At 63.2% G+C, this 15,438-nt stretch carries 17 protein-coding genes; 14 read left to right on the top strand and 3 right to left on the bottom strand.

Features of this window, described 5'->3' with window-relative positions:
• Nucleotide 1: 1 nt before the first annotated feature.
• From motD to IF103_RS16560, 5 genes are all read left to right on the top strand, one after another.
• Entirely contained in the window at nucleotides 2-859 is an 858-nt protein-coding gene (gene motD / locus IF103_RS16580; RefSeq protein WP_023381504.1) for a flagellar motor protein MotD, read from the top strand.
• 92 nt (nucleotides 860-951) lie between these two features.
• Complete coding sequence (locus IF103_RS16575) at nucleotides 952-1,740, top strand: ParA family protein (protein WP_023381503.1); 789 nt, start codon at nucleotides 952-954, stop codon at nucleotides 1,738-1,740.
• Nucleotides 1,740-2,645, top strand: a complete 906-nt coding sequence (locus IF103_RS16570) for a CheW domain-containing protein (protein ID WP_202675496.1) — start codon at nucleotides 1,740-1,742, stop codon at nucleotides 2,643-2,645. The genes IF103_RS16575 and IF103_RS16570 overlap by 1 nt, the downstream gene beginning before the upstream one ends.
• A gap of 40 nt (nucleotides 2,646-2,685) precedes the next feature.
• Complete coding sequence (locus IF103_RS16565; protein ID WP_003254393.1) at nucleotides 2,686-3,165, top strand: chemotaxis protein CheW; 480 nt, start codon at nucleotides 2,686-2,688, stop codon at nucleotides 3,163-3,165.
• A 1-nt stretch (nucleotide 3,166) separates the two neighbouring features.
• A complete protein-coding gene (locus tag IF103_RS16560; RefSeq protein ID WP_027908246.1) occupies nucleotides 3,167-3,562 on the top strand; it encodes a DUF2802 domain-containing protein in 396 nt (131 codons plus the stop codon).
• A gap of 34 nt (nucleotides 3,563-3,596) precedes the next feature.
• On the opposite strand, the gene IF103_RS16555 is transcribed toward IF103_RS16560, so the two are convergent.
• From IF103_RS16555 to fliK, 3 genes are all read right to left on the bottom strand, one after another.
• Nucleotides 3,597-6,359: a dermonecrotic toxin domain-containing protein gene (locus IF103_RS16555; RefSeq protein WP_104883419.1), complete on the bottom strand. Its 2,763-nt coding sequence runs from the start codon at nucleotides 6,357-6,359 to the stop codon at nucleotides 3,597-3,599.
• An 81-nt stretch (nucleotides 6,360-6,440) separates the two neighbouring features.
• Nucleotides 6,441-6,779: an EscU/YscU/HrcU family type III secretion system export apparatus switch protein gene (locus IF103_RS16550; RefSeq protein WP_202675495.1), complete on the bottom strand. Its 339-nt coding sequence runs from the start codon at nucleotides 6,777-6,779 to the stop codon at nucleotides 6,441-6,443.
• Nucleotides 6,776-8,332, bottom strand: a complete 1,557-nt coding sequence (fliK, locus tag IF103_RS16545) for a flagellar hook-length control protein FliK (protein ID WP_104881409.1) — start codon at nucleotides 8,330-8,332, stop codon at nucleotides 6,776-6,778. The genes IF103_RS16550 and fliK overlap by 4 nt, the downstream gene beginning before the upstream one ends.
• Nucleotides 8,333-8,535: 203 nt before the next feature.
• On the opposite strand from fliK, the gene ccmA reads away from it, so the two are divergent.
• Genes ccmA through ccmI form a run of 9 tightly spaced genes read left to right on the top strand, consistent with a single transcriptional unit; the run spans nucleotide 8,536 to nucleotide 15,437 of the window.
• Nucleotides 8,536-9,168, top strand: a complete 633-nt coding sequence (gene ccmA, locus IF103_RS16540; protein ID WP_023381496.1) for a cytochrome c biogenesis heme-transporting ATPase CcmA — start codon at nucleotides 8,536-8,538, stop codon at nucleotides 9,166-9,168.
• Nucleotides 9,156-9,833: a heme exporter protein CcmB gene (gene ccmB / locus IF103_RS16535; RefSeq protein ID WP_371263234.1), complete on the top strand. Its 678-nt coding sequence runs from the start codon at nucleotides 9,156-9,158 to the stop codon at nucleotides 9,831-9,833. Before ccmA ends, ccmB begins: the two co-directional genes overlap by 13 nt.
• Nucleotides 9,834-9,879: 46 nt before the next feature.
• A complete protein-coding gene (locus tag IF103_RS16530) occupies nucleotides 9,880-10,644 on the top strand; it encodes a heme ABC transporter permease (RefSeq protein ID WP_023381495.1) in 765 nt (254 codons plus the stop codon).
• Nucleotides 10,644-10,820 (top strand): heme exporter protein CcmD, encoded by a 177-nt coding sequence (ccmD, locus tag IF103_RS16525; protein WP_104881412.1) that lies wholly within the window; start codon nucleotides 10,644-10,646, stop codon nucleotides 10,818-10,820. The genes IF103_RS16530 and ccmD overlap by 1 nt, the downstream gene beginning before the upstream one ends.
• A complete protein-coding gene (gene ccmE, locus IF103_RS16520; protein ID WP_104881413.1) occupies nucleotides 10,817-11,272 on the top strand; it encodes a cytochrome c maturation protein CcmE in 456 nt (151 codons plus the stop codon). Before ccmD ends, ccmE begins: the two co-directional genes overlap by 4 nt.
• Nucleotides 11,273-11,283: 11 nt before the next feature.
• Nucleotides 11,284-13,257: a heme lyase CcmF/NrfE family subunit gene (locus IF103_RS16515; RefSeq protein WP_177429864.1), complete on the top strand. Its 1,974-nt coding sequence runs from the start codon at nucleotides 11,284-11,286 to the stop codon at nucleotides 13,255-13,257.
• Nucleotides 13,254-13,790 (top strand): DsbE family thiol:disulfide interchange protein, encoded by a 537-nt coding sequence (locus IF103_RS16510; RefSeq protein WP_202675494.1) that lies wholly within the window; start codon nucleotides 13,254-13,256, stop codon nucleotides 13,788-13,790. Before IF103_RS16515 ends, IF103_RS16510 begins: the two co-directional genes overlap by 4 nt.
• Nucleotides 13,787-14,263 carry a cytochrome c-type biogenesis protein gene (locus IF103_RS16505; protein ID WP_023381490.1) on the top strand — a complete coding sequence of 159 codons (477 nt, stop codon included), beginning with the start codon at nucleotides 13,787-13,789 and terminating at the stop codon, nucleotides 14,261-14,263. Before IF103_RS16510 ends, IF103_RS16505 begins: the two co-directional genes overlap by 4 nt.
• Nucleotides 14,256-15,437, top strand: coding sequence for a c-type cytochrome biogenesis protein CcmI (ccmI, locus tag IF103_RS16500; protein WP_202675493.1), 1,182 nt, complete (start codon nucleotides 14,256-14,258; stop codon nucleotides 15,435-15,437). The genes IF103_RS16505 and ccmI overlap by 8 nt, the downstream gene beginning before the upstream one ends.
• The last annotated feature ends 1 nt before the right edge of the window (nucleotide 15,438 follow it).

The raw sequence follows: 15,438 nt of genomic DNA, 5'->3' as shown, positions 1-15,438 counted from the left end.
CATGCGTCGCCGTCGTCATACCGAGGAACACGAGAATCACGAACGCTGGTTGGTGTCATACGCCGACTTCATCACCTTGCTGTTCGCTTTCTTCGTGGTCATGTATTCGATTTCCTCGATCAACGAGGGCAAGTACAAGGTCATCTCGCAAGCGTTGCTGGGGGTGTTCAACGACCCTGAGCGGAGCATGAAGCCGATCCCCATCGGCGACGAGCAACCGCTGAGCGTCAAGCCTGCCGAACCGCTGATCAAAGACAGCGAGCAGACCGATGCGGGCCTCGCGCAGACCAACAGCGACCCGCTCAAGACCATCAGCGACGATGTGCGTGATGCCTTTGGCGACTTGATCAAGTCCGACCAGATGACGGTGCGCGGCAACGAACTGTGGGTGGAGATCGAGCTGAACTCCTCGCTGCTGTTCGGCAGTGGCGATGCCATGCCCAGCGACAAGGCCTTCGACATCATCGAGAAGGTGGGGCGCATCCTCAAACCGTTCGCCAACCCGGTGCATGTCGAGGGCTTCACCGACAACCAGCCGATCCGTACCGCGCAATACCCGACCAACTGGGAACTGTCGTCGGCCCGGGCGGCCAGCATCGTCCGGCTGTTGGCCATGGAAGGCGTCAATCCCGCACGCATGGCCTCGGTAGGCTATGGCGAGTATCAGCCTGTGGCCACCAACGACACCGCCGAGGGGCGTGCGCGTAATCGTCGGGTGGTATTGGTGATTTCCCGCAACCTTGAAGTGCGTCGCAGCCTGACCGGTTCAGGCAGCGCCAACGCCACGCCGGACGCTGCGTTGCGCCGCGCTGGCACACAAAGTGCACCGGCAACACCAGTAACGGCGGCGGGGCAGTGAATCGTCAATTCTCTGTCACCGCTAGCCCTGTAGGAGCCGGCGAGCCGGCTTCCACGGGGTTTCTGCGGCATCAATGAGTCTAGAGTTGTCCTATGAGAGTCTGGGCAGTAGCCAATCAAAAAGGTGGCGTCGGCAAGACCACCAGCACCATTGCCCTGGCCGGCCTACTGGCCGAGGCGGGCAAGCGCGTGGTCGTGGTCGACCTCGACCCGCACGGCTCGATGACCAGTTACTTCGGGCACAACCCCGATGCGCTGGAGCACAGCTGCTACGACCTGTTCTTGCACAAGGGCACGGTGCCTGAGGGGCTGCCGGGGCAATTGCTGCTGCCGACCAGCGACGAGCGTATTTCGCTGCTGCCATCGAGCACCGCGCTGGCGGTGCTGGAGCGCCAGTCGCCGGGGCAGAGTGGCCTGGGCCTGGTCATCGCCAAGAGTCTGGCGCAGCTGTGGCAGGATTTCGACTTTGCCTTGATCGACAGCCCGCCCTTGCTCGGCGTGCTGATGGTCAACGCCCTGGCCGCGAGCCAGCAACTGGTCGTTCCAGTGCAGACCGAATTTTTGGCCGTCAAGGGCCTGGAGCGGATGATCGGTACCTTGGCGATGGTCAACCGCTCACGTAAGCAAGCCTTGCCCTATCAGATCGTGCCGACCCTGTTCGACCGTCGTACCCAAGCTTCGCTGGGTACCCTCAAACTGCTGCGCGATACCTACGGGGAGCATGTCTGGCAAGGCTATATCCCGGTCGATACGCGCCTGCGCGATGCCAGCCGCAATGGCGTCACGCCTTCGCAGTTCGATGGCAAGAGCCGCGGCGTTATCGCCTATCGGGCACTGCTCAAGCACTTGCTGACCTACAAATCCGCATTGCAGGTGGCCTGATGACGCAACATGCCCAGCCAGTCAGCACCCGGCCACAACTGGCCCTGCAATCCTATCTTGATGGCCTGCTGCAGGAAGCCACCGAGGTAGAAGACATTCACGAAGCGCCGGCCGCCAAGGTGGCCGACGCGCAGCCCAGCGACGAATTCGCCGCTGCCGTACGCGAGGAGCAGGCCCGGGATGCGCGGCAGCAGCCGGCACCAGCAGCGCTAGCCAGCGTCGCCCCCAGGCCATTCGCCGAGCCGAAGGCCAAGGTCTTGCCAACGGTTTTGCCGGTCGAGGCGCCGGTTGTCACCGTGGTCGAGACCGAAGTGGTGGCCGAAGCCAGCGTTCCGGTCCTGACCGAGTCGGCCGTCGAGCCGGTGGCACCGTTGGTCGATGTGCATCTGCCAGCGCCGAACCTGCCCGTACCACCTGCCACCCTCGACGGAAGACCCGCCTGGGCGGCCGAGCCGTTCGAGTGCTTGCTGTTCGACGTGGCCGGCTTGACCTTGGCGGTACCCCTTGTCTGCCTAGGCTCGATCTACAGCCTGGGCGGTCAGGAGTTGACGCCGTTGTTCGGCCAGCCGGACTGGTTCCTCGGGATCCTCAGCTGCCAGGCGGGCAACCTCAAGGTGCTGGATACCGCACGCTGGGTGATGCCTGATCGCTACCGCGATGATTTCCGTCAGGGCCTGCAGTACGTGATTTCCGTCCAGGGCTACGAATGGGGGTTGGCCGTGCACCAGGTCAGCCGTTCCCTGCGTCTGGACCCGGCCGAAATCAAGTGGCGCAGCCAACGTGGCCAGCGCCCCTGGCTGGCTGGCACGGTGATCGAACACATGTGTGCTTTGCTCGACGTCGCCGAACTGGCTGAGTTGATCGCCAGCGGCGCCGTGAAGCAGATGCACGCTAAACATAAATGACAGAACACACCGCCGTTGGCGGATTTCGAGGGGTAGGGGAATGAAAAAGTCGTCCGCACAGGGTTCTGAAGATCCGATTCTGCAGTGGGTAACCTTCCGTCTGGATAACGAGTCCTACGGCATCAACGTCATGCAGGTGCAGGAAGTCCTGCGCTACACCGAGATCGCCCCGGTGCCAGGTGCCCCGAGCTACGTACTGGGTATCATCAACCTGCGCGGCAACGTGGTGACGGTGATCGACACCCGTCAGCGCTTCGGCCTGATGCCTACCGAGGTCACCGACAACACCCGTATCGTGATCATCGAGGCCGACAAGCAGGTGGTCGGCATTCTTGTCGATAGCGTTGCCGAAGTGGTCTACCTGCGCCAGTCTGAAATCGAAACCGCGCCAAACGTCGGTAACGAAGAGTCGGCCAAGTTCATCCAGGGCGTATGCAACAAGAACGGCGAACTGCTGATTCTGGTCGAGCTGGACAAGATGATGACCGAGGAAGAGTGGTCCGAGCTGGAGAACATCTGAGTTGATTTTCGAGGTTGCTGTCATCTTCCTGGCGCTGCTCTGGGCGTTGAGCCTGTGGTTCTTCCTCAACTACAGCAAGCGTCAGCGTGAACTGGCTGCCCAGCAGGCCCAGGGCGATGCACTGCGCGACCAGCGCATCAAGGACCTGGCCAAGCGCCTGGACGATTACCAGAACGTCACCGTGCGCATGGGCGAAGCGATCCACGAAATCCGTGCGGCCGTGGCGACCCTGCCTGACCGGCTGGAGCGGCTGGAGCAGCGTGATCCCAGCAACGTCACCTTCACCCAGGCCGCCAAGCTGGTGGGCATGGGGGCGAGCGTTGCCGAGTTGACCGAGACCTGTGGGCTGACCCAGGCCGAGGCGGAGCTGATGAGCAAGCTGCACCGCACCGAGTGATACAGGGAGGCGACCGAGAGGTCGCCTTCTTCGTTCAGTGGCTGATCCAGGATTGCGCGCTGCCAACCCGCGCGAACCGCCCAAGGGGCGTCAGCGCGCGCTCGGCGGTGCTCCAGCGTTGAACGTCGACATAGGCACGGCCGTTGATGACCGGCAGTTTCATCAGCCTTTCGATCTGCCGCAGTCGGTAGAGGTCTGGCAGCAAGCGGTCGATCACATCGTTCATCATTGCCGGCCCGGTCAGTTGGCTCAGGCGTCGCGTGTAGGCGTGGAATGCCTCCGGGTCCTGGGCGCGGTCGGGCCTGACGCGGTAGAAGTCAGGATGGCGTTGGTAGCGGGCATGCATCTCCTCGGAAATGGCCAGCAGCGTCGGATTGCCAGGGTGGCTTCCGATCATGCTGGTGTTGTATTGAATTTCCATGTCGAGCAGGTTGTTGCTCAGGGGAGGGTGCAGCAACAGCCCATCATCGGTAGTGGCTAGCACGACATCGTCCAGGGTTTGCGCGGTGCATGCGTCGGTGCCTATGCATCCGGAATGCTGCCCACCCGCCTCGAGCAGCTCATCGTCGACATCCATGTAAAGACCACCCTCCTGATACAGCATGGGATAGCGCAGCACGTCCGAGGCTGAGCTGTAGTTGGTGGCGACGCCGCCATTGCCCTCCAGTGCAGCTCGATACTGCGGGTAATGCTTGCTGGTGCTGAACGTCTGAAAGAACGGCTGCTCCTCGAGCGGTTCCACCCGCAAGCCAGGGGCGTTCTCGGTCAGCTGGCGGAAGTTTTGTTCATAGACCTGGGGATGGGCGTTGGAAAGGAACAAGCGGTACTGGTACTGAGTGCTGTTCAAGCGCCTGGCGTTTCTGGCGAGGTTTTCCACCAGGTTCGGGGCGATCACCTTGTCGCCGACCCACAGCGACGAAATCTTCTTTGGAATCGGGCGTGCGCCAATTGGTGTGTCGGGGATGTGCAGCGGCAACTGCAAGTCTACGCCAAGTCTGCGCAGCGTGGCCATGCGCATGTCGTCGGTCACATGGCGTGGGCCAGGCATGACCCGACGCACCAACGGATCACCTGGGCGGGCTTCATACACAGTCGGCTCGACACTGTTCAGTTCGCTTTTTTCGACGAACACATCGAACTCGATATCGTAGACAAGGTCGAGCTCTACCAGGTAGCCATCGACGGCATAGCTGCCAGTGATGACTTGTGTCTTGGTCGCCCAGTCCACCGAACGACCGACCGGAAAGACCTCTGCTGCAGGCAATTGCTCTGCACGCGCTGGTCCAGCCTCGAAGAACGGCGCCACGTCCAGTTCCGGCAGGTGCGGCGGATCCATGGGGCTGAGTGGGTATCCCCACTGCTCGTTGACTCGCACCGGTCTGACGAAATCGCCCGATTTGAAACTGAACAGCTTACCGCCCTGGGATGCTGCATGCGCTACTGCGGGCGCGGCGTTCAATAGCCCCCAGGCCACACTGCCGACACCGGCTTGCTTGGCCCGAAGGGATCTGCCGTTGATAGCCCGATCCAGACCCAGGGCAATCTGTGCGATGCCCCCTACGGCCAGCAAGGGTGCCAGCCCTGGCACCACGAAAGTGAGGGGGGCCACGAAGTTGAGGGTGGCGTTCAGGTAACTGGCCCATTTGGACTTGGTCACCTCAGCGTTGCTGGTGATCATGAAATCGGCATCGTCATAAGTGCGTTGACGCTGGCGCTCGGCCAGCGCCTGGAACAGGTCGCCGGTGATCCTCGGGTTGTACTTGCCTGGTCGGTAGTTGACGTAGGTGCGCGGCGGCCAGCGACCGTCATCGTTGAAGTAACCATGTTCCGGGGGAAGCCTGTGGTTGAGCGGGTAGACCCCCAGCCCTTCCAGGGCGGTGTCCAGGCCGCTGAAGTCGATACCTTGAGGGCCATCGGCCAAGCGAAAGTGTCGTTTCAGGGCCTGGCGGCTGGCGGCATTCCTGCACTGCTGGCCCACCCAGTCCTTGAGCAGCTCTTCACTGGCGAACTCCAGCAGAGGCGAGCTGTTGCCGGGTGCATAGAGCAGGGTCAGGTCGGAGCTGGCGTCGTTGAGGTACAGCAGGTCGGTGGCGGCATAGCCATAGATGTTCAAGGTGCTCAGGCGCAAGCCCTTGCCACGGGGAATCAGGCCTGCGGCGCGCCAGGCGAGCTTGCGTGCTGCATCGCTGAGGCTGCCTTCAGCAATCTGCTTGTTGCAGGCGGCGATGAAATTGAGTTTGCAGCACAGGCGGTAGCCTGGCAGATGGTCCCGCCAGTACGCATCCAGCAATGCCGTGTAGCGACTGTGGAAATCCAGCGCCTCGATGTGACGTTGCAGTGCTTCGGCACGCACGTCGAGCAGTGTCGAGTGGTCGTAACGGGCGGGTGTGGTGCGCCTGAACAGGCCGTTGAACACCTGGTACCACGCGCCGTTATCGGTCAAGGGTTGCGCTGGTAACCGATCGACGATAGTAATCGGGCCATCGCCAGGAAGCTTGCCGGCCCACGGCTGGTTGAACAGCCCACCGAAAAAATCGTTGTTGGTCTCGCCTTGCCAGTTCATCAGCACGGCCTGAGTGAGGCTTATGCATTGCACGACAACGGCCTGGTAACTGGCGACGCCATCTGGATGGACATGCAGCGTTACCACATCGACCTGATCAGGGTCGAGGTCCACACCTTGTGCCGATAGCCAGTCGCCAATCGCGCGGCTGGCCTCGCGATCGGGTCGAGGAACAGTGGCCAGATGGTCGCGTACGAACTGGACGCCGGCAGTGTTGATCCGAGAGCTGGGCATGTCGATCTCCGTGGCTGTGAAAAGCCATAGCATCGACCGACTCAGCGCCAGCGCAACGGTAGATAATGCTTGCCCGACAACTCAGTGGCCTGGAGCAGGCAGGCCCGGCAGCACTTCGGTCACGTCACGCTCGCCCGGAGGAGAATCGTCGAAACCATAGGGCACCTTGCCGCGCAGCTGCCAGGCAAAGGCGATGATCTCAGCGATCGTCAGGTACAGTGCCTCGGGAATCTGCTCGCCCAACTCCAGGCGTGCCAGCAGGCGCACCAGTTCGGCGTTCTCGTAGATCGGTACTTCGTGTTCGCGGGCCAGGGCGAGAATGGCCTCGGCCAGTTCGTCTTCGCCCTTGGCGCTGAGGGTAGGGGCGTTTTGGCCGTCATAGCTCAGGGCGATAGCCTGGCGTGATTGCGGGTAGCTCATGCGGTTTCGTCCACCCAACGTTGTTCGACGCGGGTACGTGGCCCGTGCGGTGGAATGCCCGGGTGGCACTCCAGGTCGCCGACATCCACGCCACGCGCCAGAAGGCGCGCGCGCAGCTCACCCAGTTGACTGTCGATCAGCTGGGCGGTCCGCTCACGTTCTGCCCACAATTGCCCGCAAAGCCGGCCCCGGCTCAGTTGGGCCTGAACCTGCAAGGGCCCCAATGGGGCAAGGTCGAAGGCCAGCTCGATACGCCACAAGGCTTCACCCAGGGGCTGCGGCTCGCGCTGGCGGTCGGCTTGCTGCTGCGGGGTTTCCTCGCGTTGCAGCTTCACCTGCAAAGGAATGAACTCCTGGCCGTGACGGACCGGGATTTCAGTCTGCCAGGTGGTCTGCAGGTTGCCATTTTCCAGGTTGCCGGTTTGTTGCAGGCTGCTCAGTGCATGGCTCTGCACTCGCGAGATGGCGGCTGCGGCCAGGCGTAGCAGCTGTTGCAGGTCGCTTTCGTCCTCCATCGCCTGCATCAGCCGAGAAGGCAGCGGAAAGGCCCCAGGTGGCGGTTTTGGCGTGACACGCTCAAGCATGCCCAGGGCACCACGGGCGACGGCGGGCATGACCTGGGCCAGTGTCGAGGCGCTGGTCGAAGGCGCGATGGGCGCTTGCGCGGAGGCTTGCGCCACCAGCCTGACCAGTTGCGCCTTGAGGTCCGTGGCCACGCCGGCGGGCTGCCCGCTTAGCAGTTTCGCTTCAAGAAAGGCGCCGCTGTTGCCCAGCGCCTGGGCGATGGCTTTCACATCCCCGAGCTGACGCACTTCAGGCAAGTTGGCCAGCACGCGCTCGGCGATGGCGCGTACCTCGCCATTGCTGCCAGGGTCGCGGGTGATCTGCTGCAAGGCGTTGAGCAGGCCTGGCAACGAGGCCTGGCGGCTTTGCTGGGTGACGAGTTGCTGGGCAATGCTCAGTTGATCCTGACGACCGCTCAGGGGTACGAACTTCAGCGACTGGTCACCCTGCACCAGCGCGCTCAGCAGGCTGCCCACCGGTAGCGGGCGAGGGCTGTCGATGGTCAGGGTGGCCCCGGCCTGGGCACTGTTGAGCAGGCTCACCAGCGAGCGGAAGTTGGCCGTCTGACCCGGAGCCTGTGGCAAGGGCTGATTGGTCAGCACCTTGCCTTGCAGCAGAGTACCGACCGGCACCTTGCTGGTGTCCAGGCGGGTGAGGGTGGCGATATTGCTGGCACCGGCCTGCTGCACCATCACCGCCAGGCGATTGCTCTCTGGCTGGCTCACGGTGATCTGGCTGCCCTGGGGCAGTGGCTGGCTGGCGCTGGCCTGCACCTGGGTCTGGTTGCCGTTGGCCTGAAGAATGCGCAGCACCAGTTGGAAGTCCTGGCCCACCTGGCGCAACGAAACCACCTCGGCCTGCGCGGTCTCGCCTGGCTTGAGCAACCCCGGCTGGGCTTGCAGCAGGCTCAGCAGTTCGCCGGTCATGGCCGCTTTGATCGCTTGCGGGTTGATCGCGGTTTGTGTGCCGAGACTATTGATTTCAGTCATGATTGTATACAACCTGTCGAACCCGCCCTCTTGGCAGCGAGGCGCCGCATGTAATAATGCCGCTCGTCCGCCACTGCCAGTATAACGGCAGCGAGGCGGGCGACTTGAGACTCCGGGGTCAGGTTCGGTGTCGTCTCCATCGCGGGTTCACCCGTGAAGAAGACGACACCGAACAGGATCCCGAAACTGGATAAGGCGAACCTGTGACCCTTCACCTCCAAGCCGTGGGCCTTGCCTGCGAGCGCGACCTGCGCCTGCTGTTCGAGCACCTGCATTTCGAACTGCGGCCTGGCGACATGCTGCAGATCAGCGGCCCCAACGGCAGCGGTAAGACCAGCCTGCTGCGCCTGCTGGCCGGGCTGATGCAGCCTACTGCCGGGCAGATTCTGCTGGGTGGCAAGCCATTGGCCGAGCAGCGCCATGCCTTGGCCAGCATTCTGTTGTGGATTGGTCACGCCGCTGGTATCAAGGACCTGCTGACCGCCGAGGAAAACCTCACCTGGTTGTGCGCCTTGCACCGACCGGCCAGCGAGGAGGCCATCTGGAATGCGCTGGAGGCCGTCGGCCTGCGCGGTTTCGAAGACGTGCCCTGCCATACCCTGTCCGCAGGGCAGCAGCGGCGGGTGGCCCTGGCCCGGTTGTACCTCGACAGCCCAGCGCTGTGGATTCTCGACGAACCCTTCACGGCTTTGGACAAGCAGGGCGTGGCGCAACTGGAGGCGCACCTTGCGGCCCATTGCGAGCAGGGCGGTACAGTGGTGCTCACCACTCACCACACCCTGGAGCGCAAACCCTCCGGCTACCGAGAACTGAACCTGGGGCAATGGGCGGCATGAGTGTATTCATCCTGTTGTTGCGCCGAGAAGCGCGTCTGCTGTTTCGCCGCCCGGCCGAGTTGGCCAACCCGCTGGTGTTCTTCGCCATCGTCGTGGCGCTGTTTCCGCTGGCGGTAGGCCCTGAAAGCCAATTGTTGCAAACCTTGTCGCCAGGTCTGGTCTGGGTCGCGGCGCTGCTGGCGGTGTTGCTGTCGCTCGATGGCCTGTTCCGCAGCGATTTCGAGGATGGCTCGCTGGAGCAATGGGTGTTGTCGCCGCATCCCCTGGCCATGCTGGTGCTGGCCAAGGTACTGGCGCACTGGATCTTTTCTGGGTTGGCGCTGGTATTGTTGGCGCCACTGCTGGCGTTGATGCTGGGCCTGCCGAGCCACTGCCTGCCGGTGCTGCTGGGTTCTCTGCTGCTGGGTACTCCCGTGCTGAGCCTGCTGGGCGCGGTGGGGGCTGCCTTGACCGTCGGGCTCAAGCGAGGTGGTTTGCTGCTGGCGTTGCTGATTCTTCCGTTGTATATCCCAGTATTGATCCTGGGCAGTGGTGCGTTGCAAGCGGCGTTGCAGAATATGCCGGCAACCGGCCATCTGCTCTGGCTTGCCAGCCTGACTGCCCTGGCAGTGACATTGGCACCCTTTGCGATCGCCGCCGGCCTCAAGATCAGCGTCGGCGAATAACGAGTCCCGGGCTTTCAAGCCCGGCAAATACCCTGGATGTACCCTGATGAAAATAAGCTGGACGTGGTTCCACAAGCTGGGCTCCCCAAAATGGTTCTATGCCATCAGCGGTCGAATGCTGCCGTGGCTGACCGTCTCCGCCATCTTGCTGCTGGTCACCGGCGTGATCTGGGGATTGGCCTTCGCCCCGCAGGATTACCAGCAAGGCAACAGCTTCCGCATCATCTATATCCATGTACCGGCGGCCATGCTGGCGCAGTCCTGCTACGTGCTGTTGGCAGTGGCCGGGGTAGTGGGGCTGGTGTGGAAGATGAAGCTGGCCGATGTCGCGCTGCAGTGCGCAGCCCCCATTGGCGCCTGGATGACCGCCGTGGCGCTGGTTACTGGGGCCATCTGGGGCAAGCCGACCTGGGGTAGCTGGTGGGTGTGGGATGCGCGGCTGACGTCGATGCTCATCCTGCTGTTCCTGTACTTCGGCATCATCGCCCTCGGCCAGGCGATCAGTAACCGTGACAGCGCGGCCAAGGCGTGCGCGGTGCTGGCCATTGTCGGAGTGGTGAACATCCCGATCATCAAGTACTCGGTGGAGTGGTGGAACACCCTGCACCAGGGCGCCACCTTCACCCTGACGGAAAAACCGGCGATGCCCGCCGAGATGTGGTTGCCCCTGTTGCTCACGGCGCTGGGCTTCTACTGCTTCTTCGGTGCCGTGCTGCTGCTGCGCATGCGCCTGGAAGTGCTCAAGCGCGAGGCGCGGGCCAGTTGGGTACGTGAAGAAGTCCTGAACAGCCTGGGTCGGAGGGTGGCGTGATGAGCTTTGCTTCATTCGGCGACTTCCTCGCCATGGGTCATCATGCCCTGTACGTCTGGTCGGCATACGGCATCTGCGTGGCGGTGCTGGCGGTCAATGTCGCCATGCCCTTGCTGGCCCGTCGCCGCTACCTGCAAGAAGAGGCGCGCCGTCTGCGCCGGGAGAACAACCAGTGAATCCGCAGCGCAAGAAACGCCTGTTGCTTATCCTCGGCCTGCTGGTCGGTGTCGGCGTTGCCGTCGGCTTTGCCTTGAGCGCCCTGCAGCAGAACATCAACCTGTTCTATACACCGACTCAGATCGCCAACGGCGAAGCACCGCTGGACACACGCATCCGTGCCGGTGGCATGGTGGAAAAAGGCTCGGTGCAGCGTTCGTCCGACTCGCTGGACGTACGTTTCGTGGTCACCGACTTCAACAAGTCGGTGCCGATCACCTACCGCGGCATCCTGCCTGACCTGTTCCGCGAAGGGCAGGGCATCGTTGCCCTGGGCAAGCTCAATGCCGACGGTGTGGTGGTGGCCGACGAGGTGTTGGCCAAGCACGATGAGAAATACATGCCGCCGGAAGTCACCAAGGCACTGAAGGAAAGCGGCCAGGCCGCCACTGGTGCGGAGTCCAAGCCATGAATGCGGCGTTGGTGATCCCTGAGCTGGGACAATTGTCGATGATCCTGGCGATCTGCTTCGCCGTCGTGCAGGCCAGTGTGCCGTTGTTGGGGGCCTGGCGTGGCGACAGCCTGTGGATGAGCCTGGCGCGCCCGGCGGCCTGGGGGCAGTTCGCGTTTCTGGCGTTCGCTTTCGCCTGCCTGACCCACGCCTTCATGACCGACAATTTCTCGGTCGCCTATGTGGCCAGCAACTCCAACAGTGCCTTGCCCTGGTACTACAAGTTCAGCGCGGTGTGGGGTGCCCATGAGGGCTCGTTGCTGTTGTGGGCGCTGATTCTCGGTGGCTGGACCTTTGCCGTATCGGTGTTCTCGCGGCAACTGCCGCACGTGATGCTGGCCCGGGTACTGGCGGTGATGGGCATGATCAGCGTCGGTTTCCTGTCATTCCTGATCATCACCTCCAACCCTTTCCAGCGTCTGCTGCCGCAGGTGCCGACCGACGGACGCGACCTCAACCCGTTGCTGCAGGACTTCGGCCTGATCGTCCATCCGCCGATGCTGTACATGGGCTATGTCGGCTTCTCGGTGGCATTCGCCTTCGCCATTGCCGCTCTGCTGGGTGGCCGTCTCGATGCGGCCTGGGCACGCTGGTCGCGGCCCTGGACCATCGTTGCCTGGGCGTTTCTCGGGGTGGGTATCACCCTGGGATCGTGGTGGGCCTACTACGAGTTGGGCTGGGGCGGCTGGTGGTTCTGGGACCCGGTGGAGAATGCCTCGTTCATGCCGTGGCTGGTGGGTACGGCGCTGATCCATTCGCTGGCGGTGACCGAAAAACGTGGTGTCTTCAAAAGCTGGACGGTACTGCTGGCCATCGCCGCGTTCTCCCTGAGCCTGTTGGGAACCTTCCTGGTCCGTTCCGGGGTGCTGACCTCGGTGCATGCCTTCGCCGCCGACCCGTCCCGAGGCGTGTTCATCCTGATCTTCCTGCTGTGCGTGGTCGGCGGTTCGCTGACCCTGTTCGCCCTGCGCGCACCGGTGGTGAAAAGCCAGGTCGGCTTTGCCCTATGGTCGCGCGAGACATTGCTGTTGGCCAATAACCTGATTCTGGTGGTGGCAGCCTCGATGATCCTGCTGGGTACCTTGTACCCCCTGGTGCTCGACGCGCTGACCGGGGCCAAGCTATCGGTCGGCCCCCCTTACTTCGATGCCTTGTTCCTGCCCTTGATGGCGTTGCTGATGGTGGTGCTCGGCGTCGGCGTGGTGGTGCGTTGGAAGGACACCCCTGGCACGTGGCTGGTCAGCATGATGACCCCGGTGTTGATCGGCAGCGCAGTGCTTGCACCGGTTGCGGGCCTGATCGTCGACGACTTCGACTGGCCGACCTTGAGCGCCTTCGCCCTGGCGTCCTGGGTTGTGCTGGCTGGCCTGCGCGATATCGTCGACAAGACCCGTCACAAAGGCCTGGTCAAGGGCATGCGCGGCCTGAGCCGCAGCTATTGGGGCATGCAGCTGGCGCACCTGGGCCTGGCGGTCTGCGCCCTGGGCGTGGTGCTGTCGAGCAACAACAGCGCCGAGCGCGACCTGCGCATGGCTCCGGGCGAGAGCATCGAGCTGGGCGGTTATCACTTCCTTTTCCAGGGCGCCAAGCACTTCGAGGGCCCTAACTTCATCTCCGACAAGGGTACGGTGGTGGTGTCCCGCGAGGGCCGCGAGATCACCACGCTGCACCCTGAAAAGCGCCTGTATACCGTGCAGCAGTCGATGATGACCGAAGCCGGTATCGATGCCGGTTTCACCCGTGACCTGTACGTTGCCTTGGGCGAGCCGCTGGAGAACGGCGCCTGGGCCGTGCGTGTGCACATCAAGCCTTACGTCCGCTGGATCTGGCTGGGCGGTCTGCTGACCGGTCTGGGCGGATTGCTGGCGGCCCTGGACCGACGTTACCGCGTCAAGGTCAAGACCCGGGTGCGTGATGTCCTGGGCGTGTCTGGAGCAGCTGTATGAAGCGTTGGATCATGGTAGTACCCCTGGCGGTGTTCCTGCTGGTGGCGGTGTTTCTCTACAAGGGGCTGTTCCTCAAGCCCGACGAGCTGCCTTCGGCGATGATCGGCAAGCCGTTCCCGGCGTTCTCCCTCGCCTCGGTGCAAGGCGATCGCAATCTCACCCAGGCCGATCTGCTTGGCCGCCCGGCGCTGGTCAACGTCTGGGCGACCTGGTGCCCATCGTGCAAGGTCGAGCACCCGTACCTGAACCAACTGGCCCAGCAGGGTGTGGTGATCCATGGGGTCAACTACAAGGACGACAATGCCGCCGCGCAGAAGTGGCTGGCGGAGTTCCACAACCCTTACCAGCTCGATATCCGTGACCAGCAGGGCACGCTGGGGCTGGACCTTGGTGTGTATGGCGCACCGGAAACCTTCCTGATCGATGCCCAGGGCATCATCCGCTACAAGCACGTCGGTGTCGTCGACGCGGCGGTCTGGCGTGAGCAACTGGCGCCGCTGTATCAAGGGCTGGTCGATGAGGCCAAGCCATGAGGCGCTGGCTTGCAGCCGCCGTGCTGGGCATGAGCCTGGCCGGCGTGGCCAAGGCGGCCATCGACACCTACCAGTTCCGCGATGAGGCAGAGCGCGAGCGTTACCAGCAACTGACCAAGGAATTGCGCTGCCCCAAATGCCAGAACCAGGACATCGCCGACTCCAACGCACCGATTGCCGCTGACCTGCGCCGCGAAATCTTCCGCATGCTGGGCGAGGGCAAGAGCAACCAGCAGATCATTGACTTCATGGTCGACCGCTATGGCGATTTCGTGCGCTATAAGCCGGCGCTCAGTGGGCGGACCTGGCTGCTGTGGTTTGGCCCTGGGATTCTGCTGGCCGGTGGCTTCGTGGTATTGGCGGTGATGGTCCGTCGACGCCGCGACCCTGCCGCGCAGGGTGCCAAGGAGCTGTCCGTCGAAGAACGCGAGCGTCTCGCCAAACTGCTGGATAAAGAACAGACCCATGACTGAATTCTGGCTTAGTGCGGGCCTGCTGCTGCTCGCCGCCCTCGGCTTCTTGCTGATTCCGATCCTGCGTGGCCGCCGTCGCCAGCAGGAAGAAGACCGTACCGCACTGAACGTGGCCCTGTATCAGGAACGGGTCGCCGAACTGGCTGCCCAGCAGGCGGCCGGTGTGCTCGATGAAACGCAGTTGGCCAGTGGGCGTGACGAAGCGGCCCGTGAACTGCTGGCTGACACCGAAGGTGGCGAGGCGCAGCGTCAGGGCTATCTGGGCAAAGCCTTGCCGTTGCTGGCGGCGGTACTTGTTCCCGTAATGGCATTGGGGCTGTACCTGCACTTTGGTGCAGCGGACAAGGTCGAGTTGACTGAGGAGTTCGCCGAGGCGCCCAAGACCCTGCAAGAGATGACCTCGCGCCTGGAGCGCGCTGTCCAGGCCCAGCCAGACTCTGCCGAGGGCCTGTACTTTCTGGGCCGTTCCTATATGGCCGAGCAGCGCCCAGCCGATGCAGCGCGTACCTTCGAGCGTGCCGTAGCCTTGGCCGGGCGCCAGCCCGAGTTGCTCGGCCAGTGGGCCCAGGCGCTGTACTTTGCCGCCGACAAGCAATGGAGCGCGCCATTGCAGGCGCTTACCGACGAAGCACTGCAAGCCGATCCGAAGGAAGTGACCAGCCTGGGCCTGCGAGGCATCGCGGCGTTCGAGGGCGAGCGCTACCAGGAAGCCATCGACTACTGGCAGCGACTGCTTGCCCTGTTGCAGGAGGGTGATGCCTCGCGCGCGGCTCTGCAGGGCGGCATCGACCGCGCCGCCGAGCGGCTCGGTGGCAAGCCCGCCGCACCCGTGGCAGCACGGGTGAAAGTGCGTGTGGAGCTGGCCGCTGCGCTCAAGGACAAGGTCAAGCCTGACGACACGGTGTTCATCTTCGCCCGTGCCCTGAACGGCCCACCGATGCCTCTGGCGGCCAAGCGGGTGACGGTCGCGCAGTTACCGATCGAAGTGGAGTTGTCCGACGCCGATGCGATGATGCCGCAGATGAAACTGTCCGACTTTGCCGAAGTCAAACTGGTTGCCCGTGTCTCACGTGCCGGCCAACCGACCCGCGGCGAGTGGATCGGCCAAGGCGCGCCATTGGCCAAAGGCACCCAGGCTACCCAGCACCTGATCATCGACAGCCCCGATTTGTAAG

It is taken from the genome of Pseudomonas sp. SK2, assembly GCF_016772395.1.
Classification (GTDB): domain Bacteria; phylum Pseudomonadota; class Gammaproteobacteria; order Pseudomonadales; family Pseudomonadaceae; genus Aquipseudomonas; species Aquipseudomonas taiwanensis.
Note: the sequence above shows the minus strand (reverse complement) of the source record. Positions and strands in the feature narration are given on the sequence as shown.